The following is a 25,996-nucleotide window of genomic DNA, read 5'->3' as shown; positions in this document are numbered from 1 at the left end:
TATGCTTAATTCGCCCCGTGTTTGTGTTCAGGTGCAAAGTATCTACGTTGAGTCACAGTCGATACCGGAAGAAGAACGTTTTGTTTTCGCCTACACCATCACGATCCGCAATCTGGGGCGTTTTAATGTACAACTGCTTCGCCGCTACTGGCTGATCACCAACAGTAACGGCCGCCAGACCGAAGTTCAGGGCGAAGGGGTTATCGGAGAACAACCGCTGATCCTGCCCGGCAACGAATTCCACTACACCAGTGGCGCTGTTTTAGAAACGCCACTGGGCACGATGGAAGGCCATTACGAAATGGTCGCGCACGACGGTGAAAGCTTCCGCGTGCCGATCCCGGTCTTCCGCCTCGCCATCCCTACGCTGATAAATTAATCCACATGTCGACATATCTTATTGGTGATGTTCACGGCTGCATCGATGAACTCAAGGCGCTATTGGCGCAGGTGGATTTTGATCCGCAAAATGATGTTCTCTGGCTGACGGGCGATCTTGTCGCGCGCGGGCCGGCTTCTGTTGAAGTCCTGCGTTTTGTCAGTGGTTTGGGCGATTGCGTGCGAATGGTGCTCGGTAATCACGATTTACATCTGCTGGCAGTTTACGCGGGTATAAGCTTTAACAAGCCGAAAGATCGCATTACGCCGTTACTTGAAGCAGAAGATGCCGATGAACTGATCAACTGGTTACGTCGTCAGCCGGTATTGCAGGTAGATGAAGATTTGAAACTGGTGATGGCTCACGCCGGGATCACGCCGCAGTGGGATCTCGACACTGCAAAAATGTGCGCCCGTGAAGTCGAAGCCGTGCTGAGCAGCGACACTTATCCGCTGTTTCTCGATGCCATGTACGGCGACATGCCGAATAACTGGCACCCGGAGCTCAGCGGTCTGGCGCGTTTGCGATTCAGTACCAATGCGTTCACCCGCATGCGCTTCTGTTTCCCGAACGGACAGCTGGATATGATTTGCAAAGATGTGCCGGAGAACGCGCCAAGACCCCTCAAACCCTGGTTTGATATTCCGGGCCCGGTGCAGGAAGCGGGTTACAGCATTGCGTTTGGTCACTGGGCATCGCTGGAAGGAAAAGGCGCACCGGAAGGTATTTACGCGCTGGACACCGGTTGTTGCTGGGGCGGGGATTTAACGATGTTGCGCTGGGAAGATAAAACCTATTTCACCCAGCCGTCGAACCGTCATAAAGAAAAAGAGCAATCTGACCTGCCGAAAGCGCTGTAGTTTTTCGGCGGGATAAAGGACAAAAGGCACCCCTGAAAGGTGCCTTTTTGCTTTACACGTCAGCCCGAAAAATCAGGCACGGCGGTCAAGAATTTCGAAGCAGTAGCCGTGGGAGTTTTGCTCATCAGCGTCGTGGAATTCGCTGAAAGTGCTTTCCCAGTCATCCGGCTCATAGTCAGGGAAATGCGTATCCCCTTCCACTTCCGCATCAATGTGGGTCAGATATAAACGGTTCGCTTTTGGCAATAATTGCTCGTATACGCGGCCACCGCCCATCACCATCACTTCTTCCACATCACCGGCGGCGGCCAGTGCGGCATCCACAGACGTCACCCAGGTCACGCCGTCGTGCTCACCAGGCTTTGAGCTGATGACGATGTTCAGCCGGCCGGGTAACGGGCGCCCAATCGACTCGAACGTCTTGCGCCCCATGATGACAGGTTTATTGAGCGTATTACGCTTAAACCAGGCCAGATCACCGGGTAAATGCCAAGGCATTGCGTTTTCCATGCCAATAACGCGATCGGTCGCCAGTGCGGCGATCAGGCTGATAATCATTATGAAGCCCTGTGTTGATTAAAGAGACTCAAAAAAAGAGCCCACACTATACGGAAAGCCCAATCAACCGTCGATAGGGAGACTCACGCTTTACAAAGATATAAGAGCGCTCTTACCCTGGCGGGATTTTACCCGCCTGACGTGCCAGTTTCAGGTCTGAAAGGGCGGCGAAAATCGGAAGAAATTACAATTATTCAGCCGAAAATGCTGGAAACGCGATCTGCCGTTTCGCCGCTCTGTAAGGGCTTGTACAACTGCGCTTACACACCGGGCCGATTACGGTACAGTCAGAGCCCTTTCCACCATCAACCGAAATGTCAGTCTGGCAAAAAAAGCCATATGAGTGATTTATCTTGCCGAGGATTGGCGTATCATGCGGCCTTTATTTTGTTCTGAACATTAACGACGGTTATTTCCATGCTTGAAACCACCCTTTTTGTTGCCAGTATTGCGTTCCTCGGCATGCTTTCTCCCGGCCCCGATTTCTTTCTGGTCATCAAAAATGCGGCCCGCTACCCGCGCATCGCGGCACTCATGACGTCACTCGGGGTCATTTGTGGCGTCATCACGCACATGTCGTACTGCGTGGCCGGTCTGGCGGTGGTCATCACTACCACGCCGTGGCTGTTTAATTTGCTGAAATACGTCGGCGCAGCCTACCTGATCTGGGTCGGCATTCAGGCATTGTTCTCGCGCAGCAACAGCAAAATGAATCTTGACGGGCTGGAACCGCAGCAGGTCAAACTGCGTACTGCATTCGTTCAGGGTTATTTGTGTAATCTGCTGAACCCAAAAGCCACGCTGTTTTTCCTGGCCATGTTTACGCAGGTCTTGCAGATCAACTCGACTCTTGGCGAAAAGCTATGGTACGCGTCGATTATTGTCAGCTTATCCGTGATCTGGTGGCCTTCGCTGGCGCTATTAATCCAAAGCGCGCCGGTTCGCCGGGGTCTGGCGAAAGCGCAGAAGATTATCGATAAATTGCTGGGCGGCGTGCTGATTGGTTTGGGCATTAAAGTTGCGCTGAGCTGATCAAAAAAGCCGGCAAATCTGTGCCGGCTTTCTGTTCTCCCTCTGATTCCTCAGAGTTTATCCTTTCGCTTCTATCACATCCTTTTCCGGCGCTTTACCATCAATACTCCCGCGCCAGCCAGACTGAACCGATGACAAACGCTCCTGATCCTGCTCGATAGCCGCGGTCAGCATGTCCTTCGCACGTTGCATACTGGCGATACGGAATTCAGTGTCTTCGTAATTCTCGATAGTGGCTTCGAGCATTTTCAGGTTATAGCGACGGAACAAATCAGCTTTTTCACGCGCTTCATACGCATCCAGCCCAAGTTCTTCCAACACGTCACGCCCCACGCGCAGGGAGCCTTCAAACAATTCACGCTCCGGCGCTTCCACGCCCAACTGACGCAACTGATACCAGTGGTCAACGTCACGGGCACGCGCAATCACTTTCAGGTTCGGAAAATGTTCTTTCGCCAGCGCCGTCAGTTGCAGGTTGGCTTCAACGTCATCGATGGCGTTAATCAGTACTTTGGCCTGCGCCGCGCCTGCCGATTCGAGTAAATCCACACGGGTCGCGTCACCGTAAAACACTTTGGTGCCGAATTTACGCAGCGTTTCGATATGATCCGGATCGTGGTCCAGAACGACGGTATGAACATTATTGGCCAGCAGTAAACGACCGGCAATCTGACCAAAACGACCGAATCCGGCGATAATGACCTGCGCATTTTCTTCGTCAATGGTGTCCTGCGGACGGTCATCTTTCGGCGCATTACGCTCCATACGGTTCGCAATGACCAGCAGCAGCGGCGTTACGGCCATTGAAAGCGCAACGGCGAGCGTCAGCGCTTTCGACCATTCGTCAGGCATCACGCCAGCCATTTTCGCAGCACTGAAAATCACGAAGGCGAATTCACTGCCCTGCCCGATTAAGATCGCAAAAAGACCACGCTGTTTTTTCGGTACACCCAGCCACGGCGCAATCAGCCACAACATCGCCGCTTTAAGCGCCATAAAACCCACCAGCAAGGTGGCGATCAGCAACGGCTGATGTACCAGCGTACCGAAGTCGATAGACATCCCGACGCCGATAAAGAACAGGCCAAGCAGCAAACCTTTGAACGGCTGAATATCGCTTTCCAGCGCGTGACGGTATTCCGAACTCGCCAGCAATACACCCGCCAGAAACGCGCCCATCGCCATCGACATACCGGCCATTTCCAGCAGAATACCGAAACCGAACACCAGGAAAAGTGCCACGGCGCTGAACACTTCGCGCATGCCGGAACGGGCAACAAAGTGCAGTAAAGGCCGCGTGACGTAACGTCCGAGCAATACCACCAGCACCAGCGCACCGGCCACTTTTGCTGCCGACAGACCAAAGCTCAGAAGCGTTGTGGCTTCGCCGGTGCTGGCAAGAAGCGGGATCATCGCCACCAGTGGGATCGCCGCAATATCCTGGAATAACAGCACGGCAAACGCGCTGCGGCCAATCGGTGACGGCGTCAGGCTGCGTTCGCTCATTGCCTGCATGGCAATCGCGGTGGAAGACAGCGCCAGCGTCAGGCCAATCAGCAAGGCAATTTTCCAGTCCAGACCGAGGAAGTAACAAAACGCGCTGAGTACGATACCGCAACCGGCCATCTGAATACTGCCGCCGCCAAAAACGGAGGCGCGCATCGTCCACAACCGTTTCGGATCCAGTTCAAGACCGATCACAAACAGCATCAGAACCACACCGATTTCTGCAAACGTCAAAATCGACTCGGCGTCTGAAACCAGTTTCAATCCCCAGGGTCCGATAATGCACCCTGCGATCAGATAGCCCAGCACAGAGCCGAGCCCGAGTCGGACAGCTATCGGCACAAACAGCGCCGCGGAGCCAAGATAAATCAGCCCCTCAATCATCAGGTTATGATTATCCATGATTCACCTCCGGCGGGCAGCCTTCTTTCAGGCTCAGGCAGTCTGTCAGGCGTTGACGGTATTCTTCACCGGCTGCTTTCAGCGCCACTTCGTCGCAAATGAACGTGTTATGTACCGCAAAGTACGGCAGCCAGTGCATGCCGCAGTAAACCGCCGTCGCCTGTAACGGCTGCGCAAGAACATCGAAATTCGGGTGATCGCCCAGCTCGAAGTGATGTTCATTGCCGCCGGTCGTCACCGCCCACAGGCAATGTTTTCCGTTAAGCGCGTTGCCTTCGTGACCATATGCCCAGCCATGCTCCAGCACTTTATCTATCCATAATTTCATCAGCGGCGGCAGGCCGTACCACTGGATCGGATGCTGGAAAACCACCAGATCGGCGCGCTCGACGGCTTTCTGTTCGGCGTCTATGTCGATATTGAAATCGGGGTACAGGTCGTAAAGTGAACGGACTTCGACGTTGGGTAAATCTGATACAGCCGAGAGCAGTCCCTGGTTGGCCCGCGAATGGCGCGGATAAGGATGGGCGTAAATTATTAATATCATGCAGGTCTCTTGTCTTATTTCATTTACTTCAGCATACGCAATTTTTAGCTTTCTGGAAAAAAGCCCATACGTTATACCCAAATAATTCGGTTCGCAGGAAGGCGGCAAGTGATGGAATCCCGATGAGCTTACTCAGGTAAGTGATTCGGGTGACTGAATGCAGCCAACGCATCTGCGAATTGGAGTATGACGGGTATAAAAGAAAAAGGCGCAGCTTTCGCCACGCCTTTTGCTAACCAATTATGCCATTAACCTTTGATTTTCGCGTGCATTTCCTGCACCGACGTCACCTGCTCTGTCGGGTCAGAAGACAGTGCCATCGCTGTGGCAAAACCGCCGTTCAGCGTGGTGTCGTAATGCACTTTATATTGCAGCGCACTGCGGCGGATCAGCTTGGAGTCTTCAATCGCCTGACGGCCCGCCGTGGTGTTGACGATGTACACATACTCGCCGTTTTTAATACGGTCCTGAATGTGCGGACGACCTTCATGCACCTTGTTGACCAGGCGCGGGTTAATCCCGGCTTCGCCCAGCACAACGGCAGTCCCGTGCGTCGCATCCAGCTCGAAGCCGCGTTTCAGCAGTTTCGCGGCCAAATCCACGACGCGGCCTTTGTCGCCCTCACGCACAGACAACAGCGCGCGACCGGCTTTCTTCATGCCGGAGTTGCTGCCCAGCTGCGCTTTCGCGAATGCTTCTGCGAAGGTGCGGCCAACGCCCATGACTTCACCGGTAGAACGCATTTCCGGCCCGAGAATCGGGTCAACGCCAGGGAATTTGTTGAACGGCAACACCACTTCTTTGACGGAGTAGTAAGGCGGAATGACTTCTTCGGTCACGCCTTGCTGCGCCAGCGTCTGACCCGCCATGACGCGGGCGGCCACTTTCGCCAGTGCCACACCGGTCGCTTTAGACACGAACGGGACGGTACGTGCGGCGCGCGGGTTGACTTCAATCAGGTAGACTTCGTTGTTTTTCACCGCGAACTGGACGTTCATCAGGCCGCGCACGCTCAGCTCGAAGGCCAGTTTCTCGACCTGCTGACGCATCACATCCTGAATTTCCTGGCTCAGCGTGTAACAAGGCAGAGAACATGCGGAGTCACCGGAGTGAACGCCAGCCTGCTCAATGTGTTCCATGATGCCGCCAATCAGCACGCGCTCGCCGTCGCAGATTGCATCGACGTCCACTTCAACAGCGTCATCCAGGAAACGGTCGAGCAATACCGGCGCATCGTTGGACACGCTGACCGCATTCTGGAAGTAACGGCGCAGGTCGATTTCGTCGTACACGATTTCCATTGCGCGACCGCCCAGAACATATGACGGACGAACCACCAGCGGATAACCGATGCCTGCTGCTTTTTCGACAGCCTGTTCGATGGTCGCTACCGTGGCGTTAGCCGGTTGTTTCAGACCCAGACGGTTAACCGCCTGCTGGAAACGTTCGCGGTCTTCAGCGCGGTCAATGGCGTCCGGGCTGGTGCCGATAATTGGCACGCCAGCGGCTTCGAGTTCACGCGCCAGTTTCAGCGGAGTCTGGCCGCCGTACTGCACGATAACGCCTTTCGGCTGCTCAATGCGGACGATTTCCAGCACGTCTTCCAGCGTCACAGATTCGAAGTACAGACGGTCGGACGTGTCGTAGTCGGTAGAAACTGTTTCAGGGTTACAGTTGACCATGATGGTTTCGTAACCGTCTTCACGCAGCGCCAGTGAGGCGTGTACGCAGCAGTAGTCGAACTCAATCCCCTGACCGATACGGTTCGGACCGCCGCCCAGCACCATGATTTTTGGCTTGTCGTTAGTCGGGTTGGATTCGCATTCTTCTTCGTACGTGGAGTACATGTACGCCGTGTCAGTCGAGAATTCTGCCGCACAGGTATCCACTCGTTTGTAAACCGGGTGCAGATTGTATTTATGGCGCAGTTTGCGCACTTCGCTTTCGGATACGCCAACAAGTTTAGCCAGACGCAGGTCAGCAAAGCCTTTGCGTTTGAGCATGCGCAGGTATTCCGGCGTCAGGATGTTGAAACCGCCTTCGGCGACTTCATTTTCCAGTTTCACCAGCTCTTCAATCTGCACCAGGAACCAGCGGTCAACGTTGGTCAGGTTGAAGATACCGTCAACGGACATCCCGGCGCGGAAAGCGTCAGCGATGTACCAGATACGCTCCGCGCCTGCTTCTTTCAGCTCGCGGCGGATTTTCGTCAGCGCTTCCGGGTCGTCCAGGCTCACTTTCGGGTCAAAGCCGCTTGCGCCCACTTCCAGACCGCGCAGCGCTTTTTGCAGGGATTCCTGCTGCGTGCGGCCAATCGCCATCACTTCGCCGACGGATTTCATCTGCGTGGTCAGACGGTCGTTTGCACCGGCAAATTTCTCGAAGTTGAAACGTGGGATTTTCGTCACAACGTAGTCGATGGACGGTTCGAACGACGCAGGCGTTTTGCCGCCGGTGATGTCGTTCATCAGTTCATCGAGGGTGTAACCCACCGCCAGTTTCGCAGCGACTTTTGCAATCGGGAAGCCGGTCGCTTTAGAGGCCAGTGCTGATGAACGGGAAACGCGCGGGTTCATTTCGATGACAATCAGACGACCATTTTTCGGGTTCACCGAGAACTGGACGTTTGAACCGCCGGTTTCTACGCCGATTTCACGCAGTACCGCCATCGAGGCGTTACGCATGATTTGGTATTCTTTGTCGGTCAGGGTTTGCGCGGGCGCAACGGTGATGGAGTCACCAGTGTGAATGCCCATCGCATCGAAGTTTTCGATTGAGCAGACGATGATGCAGTTGTCGTTTTTATCACGCACCACTTCCATCTCGTACTCTTTCCAGCCAATCAGCGACTCATCAATCAGCAGTTCTTTGGTTGGGGAAAGATCCAGGCCGCGTTCGCAAATCTCTTCGAACTCTTCACGGTTGTACGCGATACCGCCACCGGTGCCGCCCATGGTGAATGAAGGGCGAATGATGCACGGGAAACCGACGTCAGCCGCGATAACCAGCGCTTCTTCCATGGTATGCGCAATGCCTGAACGAGCGGTATCAAGGCCGATTTTCTTCATCGCGATATCGAAACGGCGACGGTCTTCGGCTTTATCAATGGCGTCTGCGGTCGCGCCAATCATGGTCACGCCGAATTCTGCCAGCACGCCCTGACGTTCCAGTTCCAGTGCGCAGTTCAGTGCAGTCTGACCACCCATGGTAGGCAGCACAGCATCCGGACGCTCTTTCTCAATAATTTTGCGCACAACTTCCCAGTGAATCGGCTCGATGTACGTCGCATCGGCCATTTCCGGGTCGGTCATAATCGTTGCCGGGTTCGAGTTCACCAGAATGACGCGGTACCCCTCTTCACGCAGCGCTTTACACGCCTGTGCGCCGGAGTAGTCAAACTCACACGCCTGGCCGATAACAATCGGGCCTGCGCCCAGGATCAGGATGCTTTTTATGTCTGTACGTTTTGGCATTTTTTATTCGCTCCTGATTTATTTGCTTATAAGAGTGGCGTTGTTGTTATGAGAAGCGCGGTAAGCGTTAATCAGTTCGATGAAATGGTCGAACAATGGCGCCGCATCGTGCGGGCCCGGGCTGGCTTCAGGGTGTCCCTGGAAGCTGAACGCCGCTTTATCGGTGCGGTGAATGCCCTGAACGGTGTGGTCAAACAACGATTTGTGCGTCACACGCAGGTTGGCTGGCAGATTATTTTCATCCACCGCAAAGCCGTGGTTCTGCGCCGTAATCATCACTACGTTGTTATCGATATCTTTTACCGGGTGGTTACCGCCGTGATGGCCGAGTTTCATTTTCAGCGTTTTCGCGCCGCTGGCCAGCGCCAGTAACTGATGGCCGAGGCAGATGCCGAATACCGGAATGTCGGTTTCGAGGAAAGTTTTAATCGCGGCGATAGCGTAATCACAAGGCTCAGGGTCACCCGGGCCGTTGGACAGGAAGATGCCGTCCGGATTGAGTTTCAGCACGTCGGCAGCCGGAGTTTGCGCCGGAACCACCGTCAGGCGGCAACCGCGATCCACCAACATGCGCAGGATGTTGCGTTTCGCACCGTAATCATAGGCCACAACGTGGAACGGCAGTTCTTCATTTTTCTTCGCTTCCGGCAACTCGCCTTCCAGCGTCCAGCTACCTTGCTGCCAGCTGTAAGATTCCGCCGTCGTCACTTCTTTTGCCAGATCCATCCCTTTCAGCCCCGGGAACGCTTGGGCTTTTTGCAGCGCCAGCTGAGCATCCGGTGAATCGCCCGCGATGATGCAGCCATTTTGCGCACCTTTTTCGCGAAGCAGGCGGGTCAGTTTACGGGTATCAATATCGGCGATGGCCACGATGTTATGGCGCTTAAGGTAATCAGAGAGGTTTTCTTCACTGCGGTAGTTGCTGGCAATCAGAGGTAAATCGCGAATGACCAGACCTTGAGCGTGTACTGCGGAGGATTCTTCATCAGCGGCATTGGTGCCGACATTACCGATATGGGGATAAGTGAGAGTGACAATTTGGCGGGAATAGGAAGGATCAGTGAGGATTTCTTGATAACCGGTCATCGACGTATTGAAGACCACTTCCCCCACTGCCGACCCTTCTGCCCCGATGGCCCGACCGTGGAATTGGGTTCCGTCTTCCAGAACCAATAGCGCTGACTTTATCAAAGCATCCTCCAAGAATAATAAATCACAATATCTGCATATTAATTCAGATAACACGATCTAAATCAATGCAAAAATCGCTCCCAAAGCCAATTTTTGGCAAACGGCGGCATTTTAGAGAGGGCGATGGGGTTTGTCTACTAAAAGCACCAATATTTCTCTGTTTTTTGCACAACTCAGCGAAAAGGCCTGCTTACTGCCATAAAAACATAGCTCAAGTCAGTATAGTAACCGTTTGCGGAAGGGGATGTCTGGAAATGGGTGATATAAACGAGATTATTACAAAACGCAGGAGGCAAGTTGTTTAAAAAGCATACGCCAGGAGGTATGTTACGGAGGAAGATCAATAAAAATAGCAATTAGGAACAAAATAAAAAGTAAAACAGGTTTTTTATAAAAAAAAGAGAAGGGCAATCAAGGAACTGCCCTTTTATCAAAAGATTATGACCAAAACAACCACATCACATCTAAATCAAATTCTATAAATCATCTAATCCGAGCACATCCCGCATGTCATAAAGTCCGTTTTTATGCGAAGAAAGCCATTTCCCTGCACGAACTGCGCCATTTGCAAATGTCATACGGCTGGAAGCCTTGTGCGTAATCTCAACGCGCTCGCCGATATCTGCAAACATCGCGGTATGTTCACCGACAATATCCCCGGCGCGGATGGTCGCAAAACCGATGCTTTTCGGATCACGTTCGCCGGTATGTCCTTCGCGGGCATACACTGCGCAGTCTTTCAGATCACGGCCCAGCGCATCAGCAATCGCCTCGCCCATTGCCAGCGCGGTACCGGAAGGCGCATCCACTTTGTGGCGGTGATGCGCTTCCACAATTTCGATATCCGTATAATCGCCCATTACCTTCGCGGCTTTTTCCAGCAACTTAAGCACGACGTTCACGCCCACGCTAAAGTTAGCGGCAAAAACCACAGGAATACTTTCTGAAGCCTGCTTAATTGCGGCCTTACCGGCGTCATCGAAGCCCGTAGTGCCAATAATCATACCTTTATGGTGTTTCTGGCAAAAAGCCAGGTGCGCCAGTGTGCCTTCCGGGCGGGTGAAATCAATCAGCACATCGAAGTCATTCGCGACGGTATTCAGGCAGTCATTCACTTTGACACCTGCATTTCCGATCCCCGCCAGTTCTCCGGCATCTGCACCGACAAGCGTAGAACCCGGACGCTCCAGTGCCGCGCCGAGCACTACGCCTTCGGCTTCAGAAACGGCCTGGATCAGCTGTCTGCCCATACGACCACCTGCGCCAACGATGGCCATGCGAATATCAGCGTTACTCATAAATACTCTCTTTATATAGGGGTTCTGCCGTAAAACAGAATCAGGTTAGCCACCCTGTTATCGGGTAGCCAGCAAAATTGCCTCATAATTAGAAAATTATGATACAGGTCCGTTAACATCAGTAAAAGCCATCTGTTTTCAGGTTACGCAATCTAAGATTTTGTGTTAAAGGGTTCGTAAAAGCGGAACTGATTGAGAAAATACGCTTTAAAATTCTTCATCCGGGCACTTCGCATAATCATTCACTTTGATGCATAAACGTCTGACATCGGTTCTTCACCTAATGCCGTTCCCTACCCGGCTTGCCTGAGAACTCAATGAACTCCCCTCTTTATTACAGCATTCCTGCGCCGCGGGAATAGTTCAAATTAGTAATAATCACCATGGTATCTCCCCGCCACCTAAGACAAATAAAAGAACAAACTCGCCTTTTCTTAGATCTAAAACATGAAATTTTTATTATATTCGACGAAATAATATTGATAAAATCAATGATTGTGATAATAAATAGCAACCTAACTTTAACCACCTAAATTTGATTTTAGGAACGTTAAAATAAGTAGCCTGGCTTCATGAGGCGCGTCTTCACCCTGACCAGACAGTTACCGGTAAGGGGAAAAAATAAAAATACATCGCCAATCCACTCCCGGTTTATTCGGATAAGTATATTGGCGCAGGGACTTAACATGAAATTCAAACTTAACAAAGTCACGCAAGTGGCGACCGCAGGCCTGCTGTTTGGTCTGGCTTCTTTTGCTTCACACGCAGAAATCACACTGATTAAACAAGACCCACAGCCAAACGATCCGCTGAGCCGCCTGCAATTCCAGGTTGGCGGGAGTATTCGTCCGCAGTTCCAGTTCCAGAACGGCGTTAAAAACTACAAAACCAACGGTTTTGATGGCGGTACACGTTTCCGTTTCTCCACTGATTACTATCTGTTTGATGACATCAGCTGGATTAACTACTACGAGCTGGGTGTGAATATTCCTGCGCTGACTGGCTGGGATAATCACCACGCTGCCGGCGCACATAACACCACTCGCCGTATGCTGTACACCGGTCTGAAAAGCAAAACCTACGGTCAGCTGACATTCGGCCAACAGAACAGCGTCTATTATGATGTTGTTGGTGCAAAAACCGATATCTGGGATTACGACATGCTCGCCCAGGCACCAGGCAACGGTGTTAACGGCGACTACGATGGTTCTTACCGCTCACGTAAAATGCTGAAATATAAAAACACCTTCGGCGATGCCGATGTGTATGCATCTTACCTGTTCTCAGATAACGATTTGCTGACCGGTAAAAACAGCCTGCGTTACAAACGTAATGGTGGCGGTTCTGTCGGTGTGGATTACCACATCACCAAAGAACTGACATGGGGTACTGCGTACAACTACACCGACGCAGAAATGAAAAACCCGAATAACAACACTTCCAAAGACTATAACCAGAGCATCGTCGGTACCGCTCTGAGCTGGAAACCGGGCAACTGGACAGCGTCCTTCGGTGGCGGTTATTACCATGACTTCCTGACCACCGGCCTGAAAACCGAAGATCACTTCTTCGCAGGCGATGCCTACGGTCTGGAATACTTCCTGGGTTACGCTTTCCCAATCAACCAGTTCGCTGTGAAAACCATTCAGCCATACTTCATGGGTGACCGTCTGACCTATGTAACTGGCCGTAACTATCAGCGCATCGATAACGGTCTGGGTGTGTCCTTCCAGCTCGATTACGGCTTCCGTGTTGATTACGAACATGTGTTCACTTCATCTACCGATAACCTCGGCGATATGAACCTGATCCGTCTGAGATACGACTTCTAAGTCTGAATGATTGAACTTTTGGGGCCAGCTTTACGTCTTATTGACGGGCTGGCCCTTTCTTTTTACACCATTCTTAATCCCTGCGGGCAAAGCCAGTCTAGACTGAATAAAGACAGTTTTTCGCTATATCCACTTTGCAGCCAGCAGGAGAGCTTTGCGATGTCAGCATTTTTCCGGTCCGACATAACTGCCATTGGCGACTATCGAGCCGAATTGGGTGAAACTCCCGTCTGGTGCCAGCGCACCCAGTCATTATTGTGGGTCGATATCCTGGCTCGGCGCGTATTACGTTACTGGCCTGCCTCCGGCCAGACTGAAATTCACGAACTCCCTTCCCTGACCAGCGCCGTATTGTTAACGCAAAAGCGTAACGTCTTTTTGCTGGTTTCTCAGGACGGTGTTCATCTTTACGATTATGAATCTCAAACCCGGCAAAAACTCTGCGATTATCCCGGTGCGGAAGGCACGCGCCCCAACGAAGCCGCTGTCGCACCCGATGGCTCACTTTGGTTTGGCACGATGGATATTGAAGAAGAAAAGATGACCGGGGCTTGGTACCGCTTTGAGGTCGGGGATGAAAAGCCTGAAATTATGCTCGATAACGTGGGGACGACCAATACGCTGGTCTGGTATGAAGGCAAAGTCTGGTTTGCAGACAGCCGGAAAAACCGCTTTTATTCCGCTAATGCCCGGCGCATTAATCCTCTGAAAATTTCCTGTTTCTCCTCCGGCGATAAAATCCCTGACGGCTCGGCGCTGACGCAAAACGGCTGGCTCATCACCGCCTGCTGGGGCTCAAAATGTCTGTTACGCCAGCAGATTAATCAGGGCGAACTGCTGACGCTGGACACCCTGACGCTGCCCGTCACGCAGCCAAGTTGCTGTACATTTGGTGGCCCGGATATGACCGAGATATTTATCACCTCGGCCCGTAAAAACCTTGATGCCCCGCACGCGCTCGAAGGAGCGTTACTGCACGCTAAAACTACGACCGTCGGCGCGCCGCAGAATCTCTTTTTCCTGTAATTTTAGGGTATCTTTCAGTCGCTAAATTCTTGCCGCCCCGCAGGACTCCCGGATCACCAGCGAGGGCGGCAATATTATACGTTTTGGTGGCTCATCATTTCCCTGAATGCGGCTAAACAGCAACTCCCCCGCTTTACGGCCAATTTCTCGGGCTGCAACAGAAACCGTCGTCAGTGCGGGCTGCACCAGCGAGGCTTCTGAAATATCGTCAAAACCCACCAGCGCAAAATCCCGGCCAATCACTTTATCTTTTTGCCGCAGTGCCAGCATCACGCCTAACGCCACAATATCCTGATAGCACACAGCCGCGGTGATTTGCGGAAACGCGGCCAATAGCTCATTGCACGCGTGCGCCCCCGAACTTTGCGTGGCCTCACAGCTGACAATCCATTCGCTGCGCACGGGAATATGATTTTCCAGTAATTTACTGCTGTACCCGCCGAGACGTTGCGCACGCGTGGATGACCCTTCCTGCCCGCCGATAAACGCAATATGGCGATGCCCCTGATTGAGCAAGTGCTGGGTAGCAAGCTGAATGCCGAGAAAGTTATCCGTCCCTACATAATCAAACCCGCTGTCGGCCGGCGGGCGCACCGCCATAATCACCGGGATCTGCCGTCGCTTAAGGCTTTCATAAAATAACGTCGGGGTTTGCTTGGCTGCACACATCACCATGCCGCTGGCGCTATTTTGCATCAGGGAATCCACAAATCGCTGTTGCCTTTCAGCCGACTCGGCGGTATTCGCCAGGAACAGCATCATCTGATGGCGCTCCATCTCATCGCTTAGCCCGGCAGTCATCTCCGCATAAAACGGATTGGTGATGTCATGCAACAGCAGCCCCACCTGATTGCTGCTGCGGTTGCGCAGATTGGCAGCCGTCTGGTTGTAAACGTAGCCCAGCTGCTCGAGCGAGGCCAATACGCGTTTACGCGTCGGATCCGAGATGCGCCCCTGATTACGCAATACCAGTGATACCGTTGCCGTCGAGACATGCGCATGGGCGGCGACATCCGCCAGAGTGATCGTTGCCATCAGCTTCTCCCAGGTGATTGCCAGTAAGATAAATCGATTAACCTAAAATTGTCCCTCTAATCATTTATTTTCGTGAGCGCTCTCACAGCAGAGGCGGTATATAACCGATTTTATCCATTTTCATGAGGTTAATCTCGTTAAGCATACTAGCAGATCATTCGGTTAATCGATTAATCTTTGTGTCAGAACTGATGAAAAATACAACACAAAAGGGGAAAGCTGGCCATGTCATTACCACTATCTTCCACCTCTTATGATAAATCCCCAGAGATTTGCGTTAAGGGTTATGACCATGCTGCCTGGCGAGGCTGGGAGGCAATCTGCCACACGCTCGCGCAGCAGATCGCCAACCGTTCACCAGCCAGCACAGTCCTGGTGATCGACTGCTATCCGGGCGTTGACCTGACTGAGCTATGCCATCAGTTGATAGAAAAATTGCCGGTGTCACTCATCATTGATGCCTCACAGGCGAAGCGAACCGAAACCGACGTACATGCACTGATTAAACGAAACCTGACAGACGATCGCGTCTTTGGCGTGATGTCATGCCACCAGTTGCATGAGTTTTTTCATGAAGAAAAAATCAGCGAGTTACAGGAAAAAATTCAGGCAGAAAAAGGGCTGACGGTAGTATTCGGCCCCGGCGCAGCATTGATCACCCGCGGTGATATCCTGGTGTATGCCGATATGGCCCGTTGGGAAATTCAGCAACGTTTTCGCCGCGGAGAGCTGGGTAACTGGGGAATCAATAACGTCAGCGAAGATCTGCTGCGTCGCTACAAGCGCGCCTTTTTTGTCGAATGGCGCGTGTTTGATCGTCACAAAACTCCGCTGCTGAAATGCGCCGATTTCATTCTCGACACCAATCAGTCACAACATCCCGCGCTGGTGACCGGTGAAGCCTTTCGCGACGGTCTGCAACAGACCACGACCCGGCCGTTTCGCGTGGTGCCTTTTTTTGACCCCGGCGTATGGGGCGGCCAATGGATGAAACACCACTTCGATCTCGACCCGAAAGCCCCGAACTACGCATGGTGTTTTGATTGCGTGCCCGAGGAAAACAGCCTGCTAATGCGGTTCGGCAACGTTCGGGTTGAGATCCCCTCTCAGGATCTGGTCCTGCTTTATCCTCAGCCTTTATTAGGAGAAAAAGTCCACGCCCGTTTTGGCGCGGAATTCCCGATTCGCTTTGATTTTCTCGATACCATTGGCGGCCAGAATCTCAGTTGCCAGGTGCATCCGCTGACCGAATATATTCAGCAAACCTTCGGGATGCACTACACGCAGGATGAGAGCTATTACATTCTCGCCGCCGAGCCCGGTGCCCAGGTCTATCTGGGGACCAAAACCGGTACTGAACCACAGGAAATGCTGGACGATCTGGCCTCAGCGCAGCGCGGTCAAAAAACCTTCGATGATGAGAAATTCATCAACCGCTTTCCCGCCAAAGCGCACGATCACTTTCTCATTCCCGCCGGAACCGTTCACTGCTCAGGAGCGGGCACCATGGTGTTGGAGGTCAGCGCAACCCCTTATATCTTCACGTTCAAATTGTGGGACTGGGGTCGTGTTGGGCTGGATGGGCTTCCCCGCCCGGTTCATCTTGAGCATGGCGAGCGGGTCATCGACTGGACGCGTGATACTGCCTGGGTCGAGTCGCATCTGATCAACCGGGTTGAACCTTTGTGTCGCGGCGATGGCTGGCACGAAGAACGTACAGGCTTACATGAGCGTGAGTTTATTGAGACCCGCCGTCACTGGTTTAGTAAAGCCGTTGATCATGATACTGAAGGCCGCGTGAATGTGCTGAACCTGGTGGAAGGCGATGAAGCTGTGGTGGAAAGCCCGGACAACCGTTTTGCACCCTTCACCGTGCATTATGCAGAAACCTTTATTATTCCTGCTGCTGTCGGGAAATACCGCATTCGCCCGGCTCATACCAGCGGTAAAACACTGGCCACGCTTAAGGCCTGGGTAAGGGGTTAACCATGATTCATATTCTGCTGGCCACCCACGGAAAGTTTGCTGAAGGTCTGCTGGACAGCGCACAAATGGTCTATGGCGAGCTGGCTCAAACCACGTTTGTCAGCCTGCGCAATGAAGACGGCATTGACGCGTTCAGGCTGGAATTTGCTCAGGAAATCACAAAACAAAGCGAGCATGCCGACGGCATACTGGTGCTGTGTGATATGCAGTCTGGCACACCTTTTAACATTGCCTGTTGCCATTCATTTTCTCCCGATGTCGTGAAACCCGTTGCTGTTATTTGTGGCGTTAACTTTCCTATGCTGCTGATGAGCATGGATTTCCTGGAGGAGACCGATGTGCATAGCGTCGCCAAAACGCTGGTCGCTCAGGCGGCAGGATCCATGATCTATGCCCGTCCCCCTCACACCGAACCAGACGAAGAATTTTAAGGAGTCATCATGGCACTCTCTTTTGTACGCATTGACGATCGGGTTATTCATGGGCAGTTGGTTACGCGCTGGGCCAGGGAGTTACCTTGCGATGGCATCGTAGCGATTGATGATGATGTTGCCGCCGATCCTCTGCTCTCTTCAGTGATGAAAGGCGCGGTCTCTGACACCAAAGTCTGGTTGTTCGACGTGGAAACAGCGATTGAAAAATTGCCTAAGGTGATCGCCAGCGAGAAGCGCTATTTCGTCATTGGCAAATCCCCTGTAACACTGCGCAGGCTGATTGAGGCGGGTATCGATCTCAGCAATCTGAATCAGAAAATCAATGTAGGGCCGATGAGTTCACGCAGTCATACCGTCGTGATTGGCCCAAATCAGTCGGTTAATGCTGAAGAAATAGATGCCTTTAATTTTCTCAGCAATCTCGGGTATCGGATTGAATTTCGTTTAGTGCCGGATGGCAGCTTTTATCAATGGCAAGATGCTCAAAAAAAACTCAACTAAAAGAGGCAACTTATGTGGTTTGAAGCAACGCTTATCGGGATACTTTGCTATCTCGGCGCACTCAGCACACCCTGGTTACTCGGGCTGACTGGCGGCTGGTACACCCTCACCCGCCCGTTAGTCTCTGGCATGCTGGTCGGTTTTATCCTGGGTGATGTCACGACCGGAATTATCATCGGCGTCGCCGTGCAGGCCGTGTATATCGCCATGGTAACGCCCGGCGGTTCTATGCCTTCGGATCTTAACTTCGTTGCATTTCCGGCGATTGCCCTCGGGATCTTATCCGGTAAAGGCACCGACGTCGCCGTCGCGCTGGCGGCAACTATCGGCATTGCAGGCACGATTTTATTTAACGTCATGATGGTGCTGAACTCGTACTGGAATCACCGCGCAGATGTCTCTTTAGAAAAAGGGGATGAGCGCGGCGTCTATTTTAACAGCGCGATCGGGCCGCAAATCACTCACTTCCTGCTGCGATTCATCCCCACGTTTATTGCCGTGTTTTTCGGTGCGCAGTACATCAGCGCCTTCATGGACAGCCTGCCTGAAATCATCATCAAGACCATGAGCGTGGTCGGCGGCATTTTACCCGCAGTAGGTATCGCGATCCTGCTCAAGCAGATCATCAAAAGCTATACGCTGTGGATCTACTTTCTGGTCGGTTTCATCTGCATCGTCTTTTTGCATCTGAACATGGTAGCGCTGGTGATCGTGGGCGCGCTGCTCTCTTTGATTCACTACAACTACAAGCCTGAGCCGGTCAGCGCATCCGCTTCGCCGACGCCCGCTGATGATGAGGACGAATTCTGATGAACACCACACCGGTTTCACTCGATAAGAAAGATCTGCGCCGCTGCTGGCGGGCATGGATGATGTACAACCTTTCTTCGATGAGTTTTGAGCGTCTGGAGTCTTTCGGTTTTTGTCTCGGGATGATGCCCGCTATCAAAAAATTGTACCGCGATCCCCGGCAACGTATTGAAGCAATGCGCCGCCACGCATCTTTCTATAATACCGAGCCACAAATTGGCGCTATCGTGAACGGGATGGTCGTCGGGTTGGAAGAAAAAAAAGCGAACGGCGAACCTATCGATGGTGAAGCAATTAACACGCTGAAAGTAGGATTGATGGGGCCGATTGCAGGTATTGGTGACTCAATGATCCCAGGAATGCTGATCCCGATCCTGCTCAGTATCGGCATGGCGCTGGCGGCGGGTGGCAGCATTATCGGGCCGCTGTTTTATATTATCTCCTTCAACGCCATCATGATCTGCGGCTCTTACTGGTTGTTCATGAAAGGCTACCGGATGGGATCGGGGTCAGTCGAAGTACTGGTGAGCAGTAAGTCGACCAGGCTGCGTGAAGCACTGTCACTCTTAGGCGTATTTGTGATGGGTGGCGTGGCAGCGAGTTATGTAAAACTCGGGACCGGATTAGAGTTCGTCACTAAAGATGGTGTGAACATCCACGTTCAGCAGATGCTCGATGGGATTTTCCCTCAGCTCATGCCTTTATTAGTGGTGATGGGCGTTTGGTACTTTATGGCCAAACGGGGATTATCGCCGGTAAAAGCGATGCTCAGTTTGCTGGTGCTGGCCGCGATTGGCGTAGCCTTTGGTGTATTCGGTTAGTCTTAGCATCGCACCTGATATGTGACAAAACGGGCGACTCAATCAGTCGCCCGTTTTTATGGCGTTACGCAGCACTAAGGCACAAAGTTCACCCATTTATCGGCCACGCTGCCAGGATCAGAAATAAACTGAAAGCGTTCAGGATCCTGTTCAAACTGACGATATAAAGGCTCACCGGTAATGCCGAACTCAACATATTGCCTTGGGTACGTCGCATACAACCGCGCAGGGGAATAGTGAGGGTTTTGCTGCCAGGTGATGTGATCCCCCTGGAGCAGCGGATACCAGGCCAGCCCATTCCGTTCGCGCACGGCGTCATATTCGAATCCGTATTCACGATCGCACCACGCAGCAAAGGTCAGCGGTATATTCGGGTCGGCTGAAATGGTGGCATGCGCCCAGCCCGGTGGCACCAGCACTTTATCTCCCGGCCCGGCATGAACAGCGAAACATCGCCCCGGTTCCTGCTCAACGTATTCCTGCATATAAATCACCGCTTTTCCCTGCCAGATTTCATACAGTTCCGGCGGCGACCACCCGCTGTGCTGGCTGATGCGATGAACATGTCCCTGACTGCGAACCGGCTCATCCCCCAAACGCCCCGAAGCATAGGTCACCACGCCAAACAGCAACATTCGCGTTTGCAGTTCATGATGATGAACCTTGCGGGCGACATCCATTGCAATCGCATAGACCTGATCCGGCCCGTCACATTGCGGATCACGCAGAGAGGGGCGGATTTGATCCAGCGTTCGTACCTCCGGGATTGGACCGGTCACATCCTGATGATAAGTAAATCCCATAGGCTGACGGGTGATCGTCAGTGGCAACCCGAAATCACAGACAGCAGAGTCAGACACGGGCAGCCTCCAGAGACACTTCGCCATCGCGATCATAAACGCGCAGACGGAAGCCATCGGCTTGCAGAGCCTGATAGTCATGCCCTGCCACTGCAGGCCAGACAGCTAAAGCGGAGAGAATATCAGTACCGGTATTCACCAGCCGGTGGGCGGTATCAGAAGGAATATGGTGAACGCTGCCGGCAAAAACGTGTTCCGCATGCGCCGCGCCGCTTTCAGATTGCAGCAACAAAATTCCGCGCCCGCGCAGGCCAAAATAGAATTCAGCCTGCTCGCGGCGCTGGTGAAAATGCCCACGCGTCATAAAAAACTCGTCGCCCACTTTACCGGGCATCAGATGCGTGGTGCCGGTGTGGAGTTCACCCTCCTGCAACGGAGACGCCAGCATTTCAACCTGATAGACCGCGAGGTCATCGGGTAATCCCTGACGTGCAGACTCATCACGAAATACGCCGGAAAGATCGCGGATACAGGTTGATTTACGCTCAACGTTTGGGGCACTGAAACGCCCGGTCAGCAAGTCAACCCGTGGTGGTATGCATGGATTAATACTCATCTGTAAACTCCGCCCAAGGAAAAACAGACGGGTTCAGTATAAGCGGTTAATCGATTAATCTCTATACGCCGAAATCAAAAATGGGATGCCGGTTAAGGACATCCCATTGAGTAAAACTGCTGCCCCTCAGAAATGGCTAATCGATCTGTTTGATATCCACACGCAGTTCTTTCGGCACTTCGAAGACAATATTTTCTTCGCGCCCTTCGATGTTAATCACATCGAGGCCACCAAATGCTTTCAGCTTGCTGATCACGTCCTGCACCAGAATATCCGGTGCTGAAGCACCTGCTGTCACACCAATGCTTTTCGCATTTTTCAGCCAGCTTTCCTGAATATCTGCCGCAGAGTCGATCAGGTAGGAAGGCACACCGACGCGCTGCGCCAGTTCAGCCAGACGGTTGGAGTTGGAAGAGTTCTTTGACCCGACAACCAGCACAACATCCGCGCCATCGGCCAGCGTACGCACGGCTTCCTGACGGTTGGTCGTCGCATAGCAAATATCGTCTTTACGCGGCCCGATAATCTTCGGGAAACGCTCGCGAAGCGCGTCAATCACGGCAGAAGTATCATCAACAGAAAGCGTGGTTTGCGTCATAAAGCACAGGTTATTTTCGTCTTTCACCTGCAATTTATAGACATCCTCCGGCGCCTCAACCAGATACATTCCCCCTTTCGGGTTACTGTACTGGCCCATTGTGCCTTCGACTTCCGGGTGTCCTGCGTGACCAATCAGAATCGCTTCGGTGCCCTTACGGCTGGCACGCGCAACTTCCATATGCACTTTAGTCACGAGCGGGCAAGTGGCGTCAAACAGCATGGTCAGATCACGCGCTTTTGCTTCTGCACGAACGGCCTGAGATACACCATGAGCGGAGAAAATCAGAATCGAGCCATCAGGTACTTCACTGATTTGCTCGATAAAAATCGCCCCGCGTTGGCGCAGACTGTCAACCACATAGCGGTTATGTACGACTTCATGACGAACGTAAATCGGCGCGCCGTAAATTTCCAGCGCGCGTTCTACGATGCTGATTGCACGGTCAACGCCCGCACAAAATCCTCGCGGATTAGCCAGCAATATCTGCATGCTTCTCCTCCAGTTGCGGATCGATTTCCAGCACTTCAATATCAAAATCGATATGCTGGCCCGCCAGCGGATGGTTGAAATCTACAGTGATAGAATCTTCCGTCACCTCACGCACCACGCCCGGCATTTCGCTGCCGTCACGCCCGGAAAACAGCATAATCGTGCCTACATCCGGCACACCTGTTTCCTGGAAATCACGGCGCGAAAAGAACTGAACCAGATCGGGGCTTTTGCCGCCGAAAGCCGATTCAGGTGCAAGGGTAAAAGCGCGCTTGTCGCCCACCGTCAGACCTAACAGCTGATTCTCCAGCGCGTCAGACAAGCTGCCATCGCCAAGGCGAAACAGCGCGGGTTTGCCATTCGCGCGGGTTGATTCTGCCGTCGAACCGTCTTCCAGTTTCAACGTAAAATGCACCAGCACGGCGCTGTCATGTTTCACCTGTTGAGACATCATACTTATCCTTTGCTCTTTTCCGCTTCTTTCGGTTTTGCCAGAAAACCTTCCAGCACGACCAGCGCTGCGCCGACGCAAATAAAGCTGTCAGCCAGATTGAACGTCGCGAAATGCCAGTTACCGACATAGAAGTCGATAAAGTCGACCACAAAACCGTGATACAGGCGGTCGAACAAATTACCTAACGCCCCGCCGATAATCATCGCAAACGCGATGTTATTGAGTTTTTGCTTAGCGGTGCCGCGGTACATCATTACGACCAGCGCCACGACGATGGCCAGTGCAATCACAGCAAAGAACCAGCGCTGCCAGCCGCCTTTATCCGCCAGGAAGCTAAACGCTGCCCCGTGGTTTTGCGCATAGAACAAGTTTAAATACGGGATCAGTGGCATGGATTCGCCAAGCTGGAAGTTCCCCATGATGAGGAACTTACTGCCCAGATCCACGATGATGACCACGACCGCCAGCCAGAGCCAGCGGAGTCCGGTGGAACAGATCGATTTACTCATTATGCAAACTTACGCTCTTCGCCGTCGCCGGCAATGTTGGTCACACAGCGGCCACAGAGTTCGCTGTGTTCCGCGTTCTGGCCGACGTCAGTGGTGTAATGCCAGCAGCGTGGGCACTTGTCGCCTTCTGCTTTTGCCAGACCAATTTTCAGGCCTTTGAGCAATTCACTTGGCTGAGCGGATCCGTCAGCTTCTGAAAGCGCCGCCACTTTAGCGCCGGAAGTCAGCAGAACGAAGCGCAGTTCATTGCCCAGTGAGCGCAGATCGGCCGCCAGAGCGTCATCGGCATACAGCGTGACCGCCGCTTCCAGAGAACCGCCCAGACGTTTATCGGCACGCGCCTGTTCAATCACCTTGTTCACTTCTCCACGGACTTTCAGCAGCTCATCCCAGAACGCATCGTTCATGGATTCGTTACCGGTCAGGCCAAACAGACCGTCAAACCATTCTTCGGTAAAGACGAATTTCTCACGCTGGCCCGGCAATTCAGCCCAGATTTCATCAGCAGTGAAGGACATGATCGGCGCCATCCAGCGAACCAGTGCTTCGCTGATGTAATACAGCGCGGTCTGACAGCTGCGACGTGCAATGCTGTCGCTTTTTGCTGTGTACTGGCGATCTTTGATGATATCCAGATAGAAAGAACCCATCTCGATAGAACAGAACTGCATCAGACGCTGAACCACACCGTGGAAATCATAGGCTTCATACGCGGCAATAATTTCTTCTTGTGCCGCTTTCGCGCGGCCAACGGCCCAGCGATCCAGAACAACCATGTCTTCCGGAGCCACGCTGTGCAGCGCCGGATCGAAACCGTTAAGGTTCGCCAGCAGGAAGCGCGCGGTGTTACGGATACGACGGTAAGAATCTGCGGCGCGTTTGAGGATTTCGTCGGACACGGCGATTTCACCGGTGTAATCCGTTGAGGCGACCCACAGACGCAGGATGTCGCCACCCAGCTTATTCATCACGTCCTGAGGCGCGATGGTGTTACCGATGGATTTGGACATTTTACGGCCCTGACCATCCACGGTGAAACCGTGCGTCAGAACTTGTTTGTAAGGCGCTTTGCCTTTCATGGCTGTCGAAATCATCAGTGAAGACATGAACCAGCCGCGATGCTGGTCGGAGCCTTCCAGATACAGATCCGGAGAATGGCCGTTGAACTCAGGACGCACATCCACGACGGAAGAATGCGTAGAACCGGAGTCGAACCACACGTCCAGCGTATCGGGCACTTTAACGTAATCTGCCGCATCCGCGCCCAGAATATCTTCAGGGTTCAGATCCCACCACGCTTGAATGCCGTCGGCTTCAACACGTTTTGCCACTTCTTCCATCAGCTCAAGGCTGCGCGGGTGCAGTTGCTCAGTGTCTTTGTGGACAAACAGTGACATCGGTACGCCCCAGGTACGCTGACGGGAGATACACCAGTCAGGACGGTTAGCGACCATGTTTTCAATACGCGCCTGACCCCAGTCAGGGATCCACTGAACGCCTTTGATCTCTTCCAGTGACTGCTTACGCAGGCCTTTCTGATCCATGCTAATGAACCATTGTGGCGTTGCGCGGAAGATGATTGGCGTTTTGTGACGCCAGCAGCAAGGGTAGCTATGCGTGATTTTCTCGACGTGCAGCAATGCGCCTTTTTCACGCAGCAGCTCGACGATTAAATCATTGGCTTTAAAGACAAATTTTCCGTCCAGTGTCGGGTAGGTGCCCGGCAGATAGCAACCGTTCGGGCCAACCGGGTTAGCCACTTCGAGGCCGTATTTTTGGCCGATAACAAAGTCATCAGGGCCGTGACCCGGCGCGGTATGTACAGCACCCGTACCGGCGTCGAGCGTCACGTGTTCGCCCAAAATAGCCGGAACGTCGAAACCCAGGAACGGGTGTTTGAAGCGCAGTAATTCAAGATCTGCACCTTTGCATTCGCCCAGCACAGTCCATTCTGCGATATCGGCGCGTTTCATGACGCTTTCAACCAGATCGGTTGCCAGAATCAGACACTGACCTTCAACCTGAACCAGCTGATAAGAGAATTCAGGATTCAGGGAAATTGCGCGGTTTGCAGGCATGGTCCATGGTGTGGTGGTCCAGATAACCAGAGAGATCGGGCCATTAAAGGAAGCCGCACCGAATTTCTCTGCCACAGCCGCTGCGTCAGTGGCGTTAAACATTACGTCGATAGACGGGGACGTTTTGTCGTAATACTCAACTTCCGCTTCCGCCAGTGAAGAGCCGCAATCTGTACACCAGTGAACAGGCTTCGCACCTTTATGCAGATGACCGTTACCAATGATTTTACCCAGCGCACGGATGATGTTGGCTTCAGTTTTGAAGTCCATGGTCAGGTACGGGTGATCCCAGTCGCCCAACACGCCCAGACGGATGAAGTCTTTCTTCTGGCCTTCAACCTGCTCTGCGGCATATTTACGGCACGCTTCTCGGAACTCAGCCGCCGTCACTTTCTCACCCGGCTTGCCGATCAGTTGTTCAACTTTCAGCTCAATCGGCAGACCATGACAATCCCAGCCCGGAACATACGGCGCATCGAAGCCCGCAAGCCCTTTGGACTTGATAATCATGTCTTTGAGAATTTTATTTACTGAGTGACCAATGTGAATGCTGCCGTTCGCATACGGAGGGCCGTCATGCAAAATAAAGGTTTTTTTGCCTTTCTTGGCAGCACGAATAATCCCGTACAGATCCTGGTCATACCAATTTTTCAGCATGTCAGGTTCACGCTTGGCCAGATCGCCACGCATCGGGAACCCTGTTTCCGGCAAATTCAGGGTGTTCTTGTAGTCACTCATAGATTCTCGGTTCCGTTTTT

At 52.7% G+C, this 25,996-nt stretch carries 23 protein-coding genes; 10 read left to right on the top strand and 13 right to left on the bottom strand.

Going from position 1 to position 25,996, the window contains the following annotated elements; translation table 11 throughout:
* Position 1 precedes the first annotated feature (1 nt).
* Positions 2–379, top strand: a complete 378-nt coding sequence (apaG, locus tag ACLBVC_RS09070; protein WP_152325163.1) for a Co2+/Mg2+ efflux protein ApaG — start codon at positions 2–4, stop codon at positions 377–379.
* A gap of 5 nt (positions 380–384) precedes the next feature.
* A complete protein-coding gene (apaH, locus tag ACLBVC_RS09065; protein WP_410149329.1) occupies positions 385–1,239 on the top strand; it encodes a bis(5'-nucleosyl)-tetraphosphatase (symmetrical) ApaH in 855 nt (284 codons plus the stop codon).
* A 72-nt stretch (positions 1,240–1,311) separates the two neighbouring features.
* Here apaH and folA read toward each other — a convergent pair whose 3' ends face one another.
* Entirely contained in the window at positions 1,312–1,797 is a 486-nt protein-coding gene (gene folA, locus ACLBVC_RS09060; RefSeq protein ID WP_410149328.1) for a type 3 dihydrofolate reductase, read from the bottom strand.
* 417 nt (positions 1,798–2,214) lie between these two features.
* Here folA and ACLBVC_RS09055 point away from each other — a divergent pair, with 417 nt between their 5' ends.
* Positions 2,215–2,829, top strand: coding sequence for a LysE family translocator (locus tag ACLBVC_RS09055; RefSeq protein ID WP_410149327.1), 615 nt, complete (start codon positions 2,215–2,217; stop codon positions 2,827–2,829).
* Between the two features lie 57 nt (positions 2,830–2,886).
* Here the strand turns inward: ACLBVC_RS09055 and kefC are convergent, their stop codons facing one another.
* From kefC to dapB, 5 genes are all read right to left on the bottom strand, one after another.
* Positions 2,887–4,737: a glutathione-regulated potassium-efflux system protein KefC gene (gene kefC, locus ACLBVC_RS09050; protein WP_410149326.1), complete on the bottom strand. Its 1,851-nt coding sequence runs from the start codon at positions 4,735–4,737 to the stop codon at positions 2,887–2,889.
* Entirely contained in the window at positions 4,730–5,284 is a 555-nt protein-coding gene (kefF, locus tag ACLBVC_RS09045; protein ID WP_410149325.1) for a glutathione-regulated potassium-efflux system oxidoreductase KefF, read from the bottom strand. Before kefF ends, kefC begins: the two co-directional genes overlap by 8 nt.
* 248 nt (positions 5,285–5,532) lie before the next feature.
* Positions 5,533–8,757, bottom strand: coding sequence for a carbamoyl-phosphate synthase large subunit (gene carB, locus ACLBVC_RS09040; protein ID WP_410149324.1), 3,225 nt, complete (start codon positions 8,755–8,757; stop codon positions 5,533–5,535).
* Between the two features lie 18 nt (positions 8,758–8,775).
* Positions 8,776–9,948: a glutamine-hydrolyzing carbamoyl-phosphate synthase small subunit gene (gene carA / locus ACLBVC_RS09035; RefSeq protein ID WP_410149323.1), complete on the bottom strand. Its 1,173-nt coding sequence runs from the start codon at positions 9,946–9,948 to the stop codon at positions 8,776–8,778.
* Positions 9,949–10,424: 476 nt separating this feature from the next.
* Complete coding sequence (dapB, locus tag ACLBVC_RS09030) at positions 10,425–11,246, bottom strand: 4-hydroxy-tetrahydrodipicolinate reductase (RefSeq protein ID WP_410149322.1); 822 nt, start codon at positions 11,244–11,246, stop codon at positions 10,425–10,427.
* Positions 11,247–11,932: 686 nt separating this feature from the next.
* Here dapB and ACLBVC_RS09025 point away from each other — a divergent pair.
* Both ACLBVC_RS09025 and ACLBVC_RS09020 read left to right on the top strand, forming a co-directional pair.
* Positions 11,933–13,078 carry a porin gene (locus tag ACLBVC_RS09025; protein ID WP_410149321.1) on the top strand — a complete coding sequence of 382 codons (1,146 nt, stop codon included), beginning with the start codon at positions 11,933–11,935 and terminating at the stop codon, positions 13,076–13,078.
* Positions 13,079–13,237: 159 nt separating this feature from the next.
* Positions 13,238–14,104, top strand: a complete 867-nt coding sequence (locus ACLBVC_RS09020) for an SMP-30/gluconolactonase/LRE family protein (RefSeq protein WP_410149320.1) — start codon at positions 13,238–13,240, stop codon at positions 14,102–14,104.
* A 21-nt stretch (positions 14,105–14,125) separates the two neighbouring features.
* On the opposite strand, the gene ACLBVC_RS09015 is transcribed toward ACLBVC_RS09020, so the two are convergent.
* Positions 14,126–15,139, bottom strand: a complete 1,014-nt coding sequence (locus ACLBVC_RS09015; protein ID WP_410149319.1) for a LacI family DNA-binding transcriptional regulator — start codon at positions 15,137–15,139, stop codon at positions 14,126–14,128.
* A 225-nt stretch (positions 15,140–15,364) separates the two neighbouring features.
* Here ACLBVC_RS09015 and ACLBVC_RS09010 point away from each other — a divergent pair, with 225 nt between their 5' ends.
* From ACLBVC_RS09010 to ACLBVC_RS08990, 5 genes are read left to right on the top strand one after another with little or no spacing between them, the layout of a single operon-like run.
* A complete protein-coding gene (locus tag ACLBVC_RS09010; RefSeq protein WP_410149318.1) occupies positions 15,365–17,125 on the top strand; it encodes a class I mannose-6-phosphate isomerase in 1,761 nt (586 codons plus the stop codon).
* Positions 17,126–17,127: 2 nt separating this feature from the next.
* A complete protein-coding gene (locus ACLBVC_RS09005) occupies positions 17,128–17,556 on the top strand; it encodes a PTS sugar transporter subunit IIA (protein ID WP_410149317.1) in 429 nt (142 codons plus the stop codon).
* A gap of 9 nt (positions 17,557–17,565) precedes the next feature.
* On the top strand, positions 17,566–18,060 hold the full coding sequence (locus ACLBVC_RS09000; RefSeq protein WP_410149316.1) for a PTS system mannose/fructose/N-acetylgalactosamine-transporter subunit IIB: 495 nt from the start codon (positions 17,566–17,568) through the stop codon (positions 18,058–18,060).
* A 12-nt stretch (positions 18,061–18,072) separates the two neighbouring features.
* Positions 18,073–18,870: a PTS mannose/fructose/sorbose/N-acetylgalactosamine transporter subunit IIC gene (locus ACLBVC_RS08995; protein ID WP_410149315.1), complete on the top strand. Its 798-nt coding sequence runs from the start codon at positions 18,073–18,075 to the stop codon at positions 18,868–18,870.
* A complete protein-coding gene (locus ACLBVC_RS08990; protein ID WP_410149314.1) occupies positions 18,870–19,691 on the top strand; it encodes a PTS system mannose/fructose/sorbose family transporter subunit IID in 822 nt (273 codons plus the stop codon). Before ACLBVC_RS08995 ends, ACLBVC_RS08990 begins: the two co-directional genes overlap by 1 nt.
* 74 nt (positions 19,692–19,765) lie before the next feature.
* On the opposite strand, the gene ACLBVC_RS08985 is transcribed toward ACLBVC_RS08990, so the two are convergent.
* The 6 genes from ACLBVC_RS08985 to ileS all read right to left on the bottom strand — a co-directional run bounded on the left by ACLBVC_RS08985 (position 19,766) and on the right by ileS (position 25,976).
* Positions 19,766–20,494 carry a glucose-6-phosphate isomerase family protein gene (locus tag ACLBVC_RS08985; RefSeq protein ID WP_410149435.1) on the bottom strand — a complete coding sequence of 243 codons (729 nt, stop codon included), beginning with the start codon at positions 20,492–20,494 and terminating at the stop codon, positions 19,766–19,768.
* Between the two features lie 49 nt (positions 20,495–20,543).
* On the bottom strand, positions 20,544–21,107 hold the full coding sequence (locus ACLBVC_RS08980) for a glucose-6-phosphate isomerase family protein (protein ID WP_410149313.1): 564 nt from the start codon (positions 21,105–21,107) through the stop codon (positions 20,544–20,546).
* 136 nt (positions 21,108–21,243) lie between these two features.
* Entirely contained in the window at positions 21,244–22,197 is a 954-nt protein-coding gene (ispH, locus tag ACLBVC_RS08975; RefSeq protein ID WP_410149312.1) for a 4-hydroxy-3-methylbut-2-enyl diphosphate reductase, read from the bottom strand.
* Entirely contained in the window at positions 22,178–22,648 is a 471-nt protein-coding gene (gene fkpB, locus ACLBVC_RS08970) for an FKBP-type peptidyl-prolyl cis-trans isomerase (protein ID WP_165059691.1), read from the bottom strand. The genes ispH and fkpB overlap by 20 nt, the downstream gene beginning before the upstream one ends.
* Positions 22,649–22,653: 5 nt before the next feature.
* Complete coding sequence (lspA, locus tag ACLBVC_RS08965; RefSeq protein ID WP_104923382.1) at positions 22,654–23,160, bottom strand: signal peptidase II; 507 nt, start codon at positions 23,158–23,160, stop codon at positions 22,654–22,656.
* A complete protein-coding gene (ileS, locus tag ACLBVC_RS08960; protein ID WP_410149311.1) occupies positions 23,160–25,976 on the bottom strand; it encodes an isoleucine--tRNA ligase in 2,817 nt (938 codons plus the stop codon). Before ileS ends, lspA begins: the two co-directional genes overlap by 1 nt.
* Between the last annotated feature and the right edge of the window lie 20 nt (positions 25,977–25,996).

This window comes from Rahnella selenatireducens, from assembly GCF_046449555.1.
In the GTDB taxonomy this organism is placed as follows: domain Bacteria; phylum Pseudomonadota; class Gammaproteobacteria; order Enterobacterales; family Enterobacteriaceae; genus Rahnella; species Rahnella selenatireducens.
This window is presented reverse-complemented; position numbering and strand designations above follow the sequence as displayed.

Excerpts from the sequence above, each read along its gene's own strand:
- apaG (WP_152325163.1), top strand. The coding sequence starts at position 2 with ATGCTTAATTCGCCCCGTGTTTGTGTTCAGGTGCAAAGTATCTACGTT.
- apaH (WP_410149329.1), top strand. The coding sequence starts at position 385 with ATGTCGACATATCTTATTGGTGATGTTCACGGCTGCATCGATGAACTC.
- folA (WP_410149328.1), bottom strand. The coding sequence starts at position 1,797 with ATGATTATCAGCCTGATCGCCGCACTGGCGACCGATCGCGTTATTGGC.
- ACLBVC_RS09055 (WP_410149327.1), top strand. The coding sequence starts at position 2,215 with ATGCTTGAAACCACCCTTTTTGTTGCCAGTATTGCGTTCCTCGGCATG.
- kefC (WP_410149326.1), bottom strand. The coding sequence starts at position 4,737 with ATGGATAATCATAACCTGATGATTGAGGGGCTGATTTATCTTGGCTCC.
- kefF (WP_410149325.1), bottom strand. The coding sequence starts at position 5,284 with ATGATATTAATAATTTACGCCCATCCTTATCCGCGCCATTCGCGGGCC.
- carB (WP_410149324.1), bottom strand. The coding sequence starts at position 8,757 with ATGCCAAAACGTACAGACATAAAAAGCATCCTGATCCTGGGCGCAGGC.
- dapB (WP_410149322.1), bottom strand. The coding sequence starts at position 11,246 with ATGAGTAACGCTGATATTCGCATGGCCATCGTTGGCGCAGGTGGTCGT.
- ACLBVC_RS09025 (WP_410149321.1), top strand. The coding sequence starts at position 11,933 with ATGAAATTCAAACTTAACAAAGTCACGCAAGTGGCGACCGCAGGCCTG.
- ACLBVC_RS09020 (WP_410149320.1), top strand. The coding sequence starts at position 13,238 with ATGTCAGCATTTTTCCGGTCCGACATAACTGCCATTGGCGACTATCGA.
- ACLBVC_RS09015 (WP_410149319.1), bottom strand. The coding sequence starts at position 15,139 with ATGGCAACGATCACTCTGGCGGATGTCGCCGCCCATGCGCATGTCTCG.
- ACLBVC_RS09010 (WP_410149318.1), top strand. The coding sequence starts at position 15,365 with ATGTCATTACCACTATCTTCCACCTCTTATGATAAATCCCCAGAGATT.
- ACLBVC_RS09005 (WP_410149317.1), top strand. The coding sequence starts at position 17,128 with ATGATTCATATTCTGCTGGCCACCCACGGAAAGTTTGCTGAAGGTCTG.
- ACLBVC_RS09000 (WP_410149316.1), top strand. The coding sequence starts at position 17,566 with ATGGCACTCTCTTTTGTACGCATTGACGATCGGGTTATTCATGGGCAG.
- ACLBVC_RS08995 (WP_410149315.1), top strand. The coding sequence starts at position 18,073 with ATGTGGTTTGAAGCAACGCTTATCGGGATACTTTGCTATCTCGGCGCA.
- ACLBVC_RS08990 (WP_410149314.1), top strand. The coding sequence starts at position 18,870 with ATGAACACCACACCGGTTTCACTCGATAAGAAAGATCTGCGCCGCTGC.
- ACLBVC_RS08985 (WP_410149435.1), bottom strand. The coding sequence starts at position 20,494 with ATGGGATTTACTTATCATCAGGATGTGACCGGTCCAATCCCGGAGGTA.
- ACLBVC_RS08980 (WP_410149313.1), bottom strand. The coding sequence starts at position 21,107 with ATGAGTATTAATCCATGCATACCACCACGGGTTGACTTGCTGACCGGG.
- ispH (WP_410149312.1), bottom strand. The coding sequence starts at position 22,197 with ATGCAGATATTGCTGGCTAATCCGCGAGGATTTTGTGCGGGCGTTGAC.
- fkpB (WP_165059691.1), bottom strand. The coding sequence starts at position 22,648 with ATGTCTCAACAGGTGAAACATGACAGCGCCGTGCTGGTGCATTTTACG.
- lspA (WP_104923382.1), bottom strand. The coding sequence starts at position 23,160 with ATGAGTAAATCGATCTGTTCCACCGGACTCCGCTGGCTCTGGCTGGCG.
- ileS (WP_410149311.1), bottom strand. The coding sequence starts at position 25,976 with ATGAGTGACTACAAGAACACCCTGAATTTGCCGGAAACAGGGTTCCCG.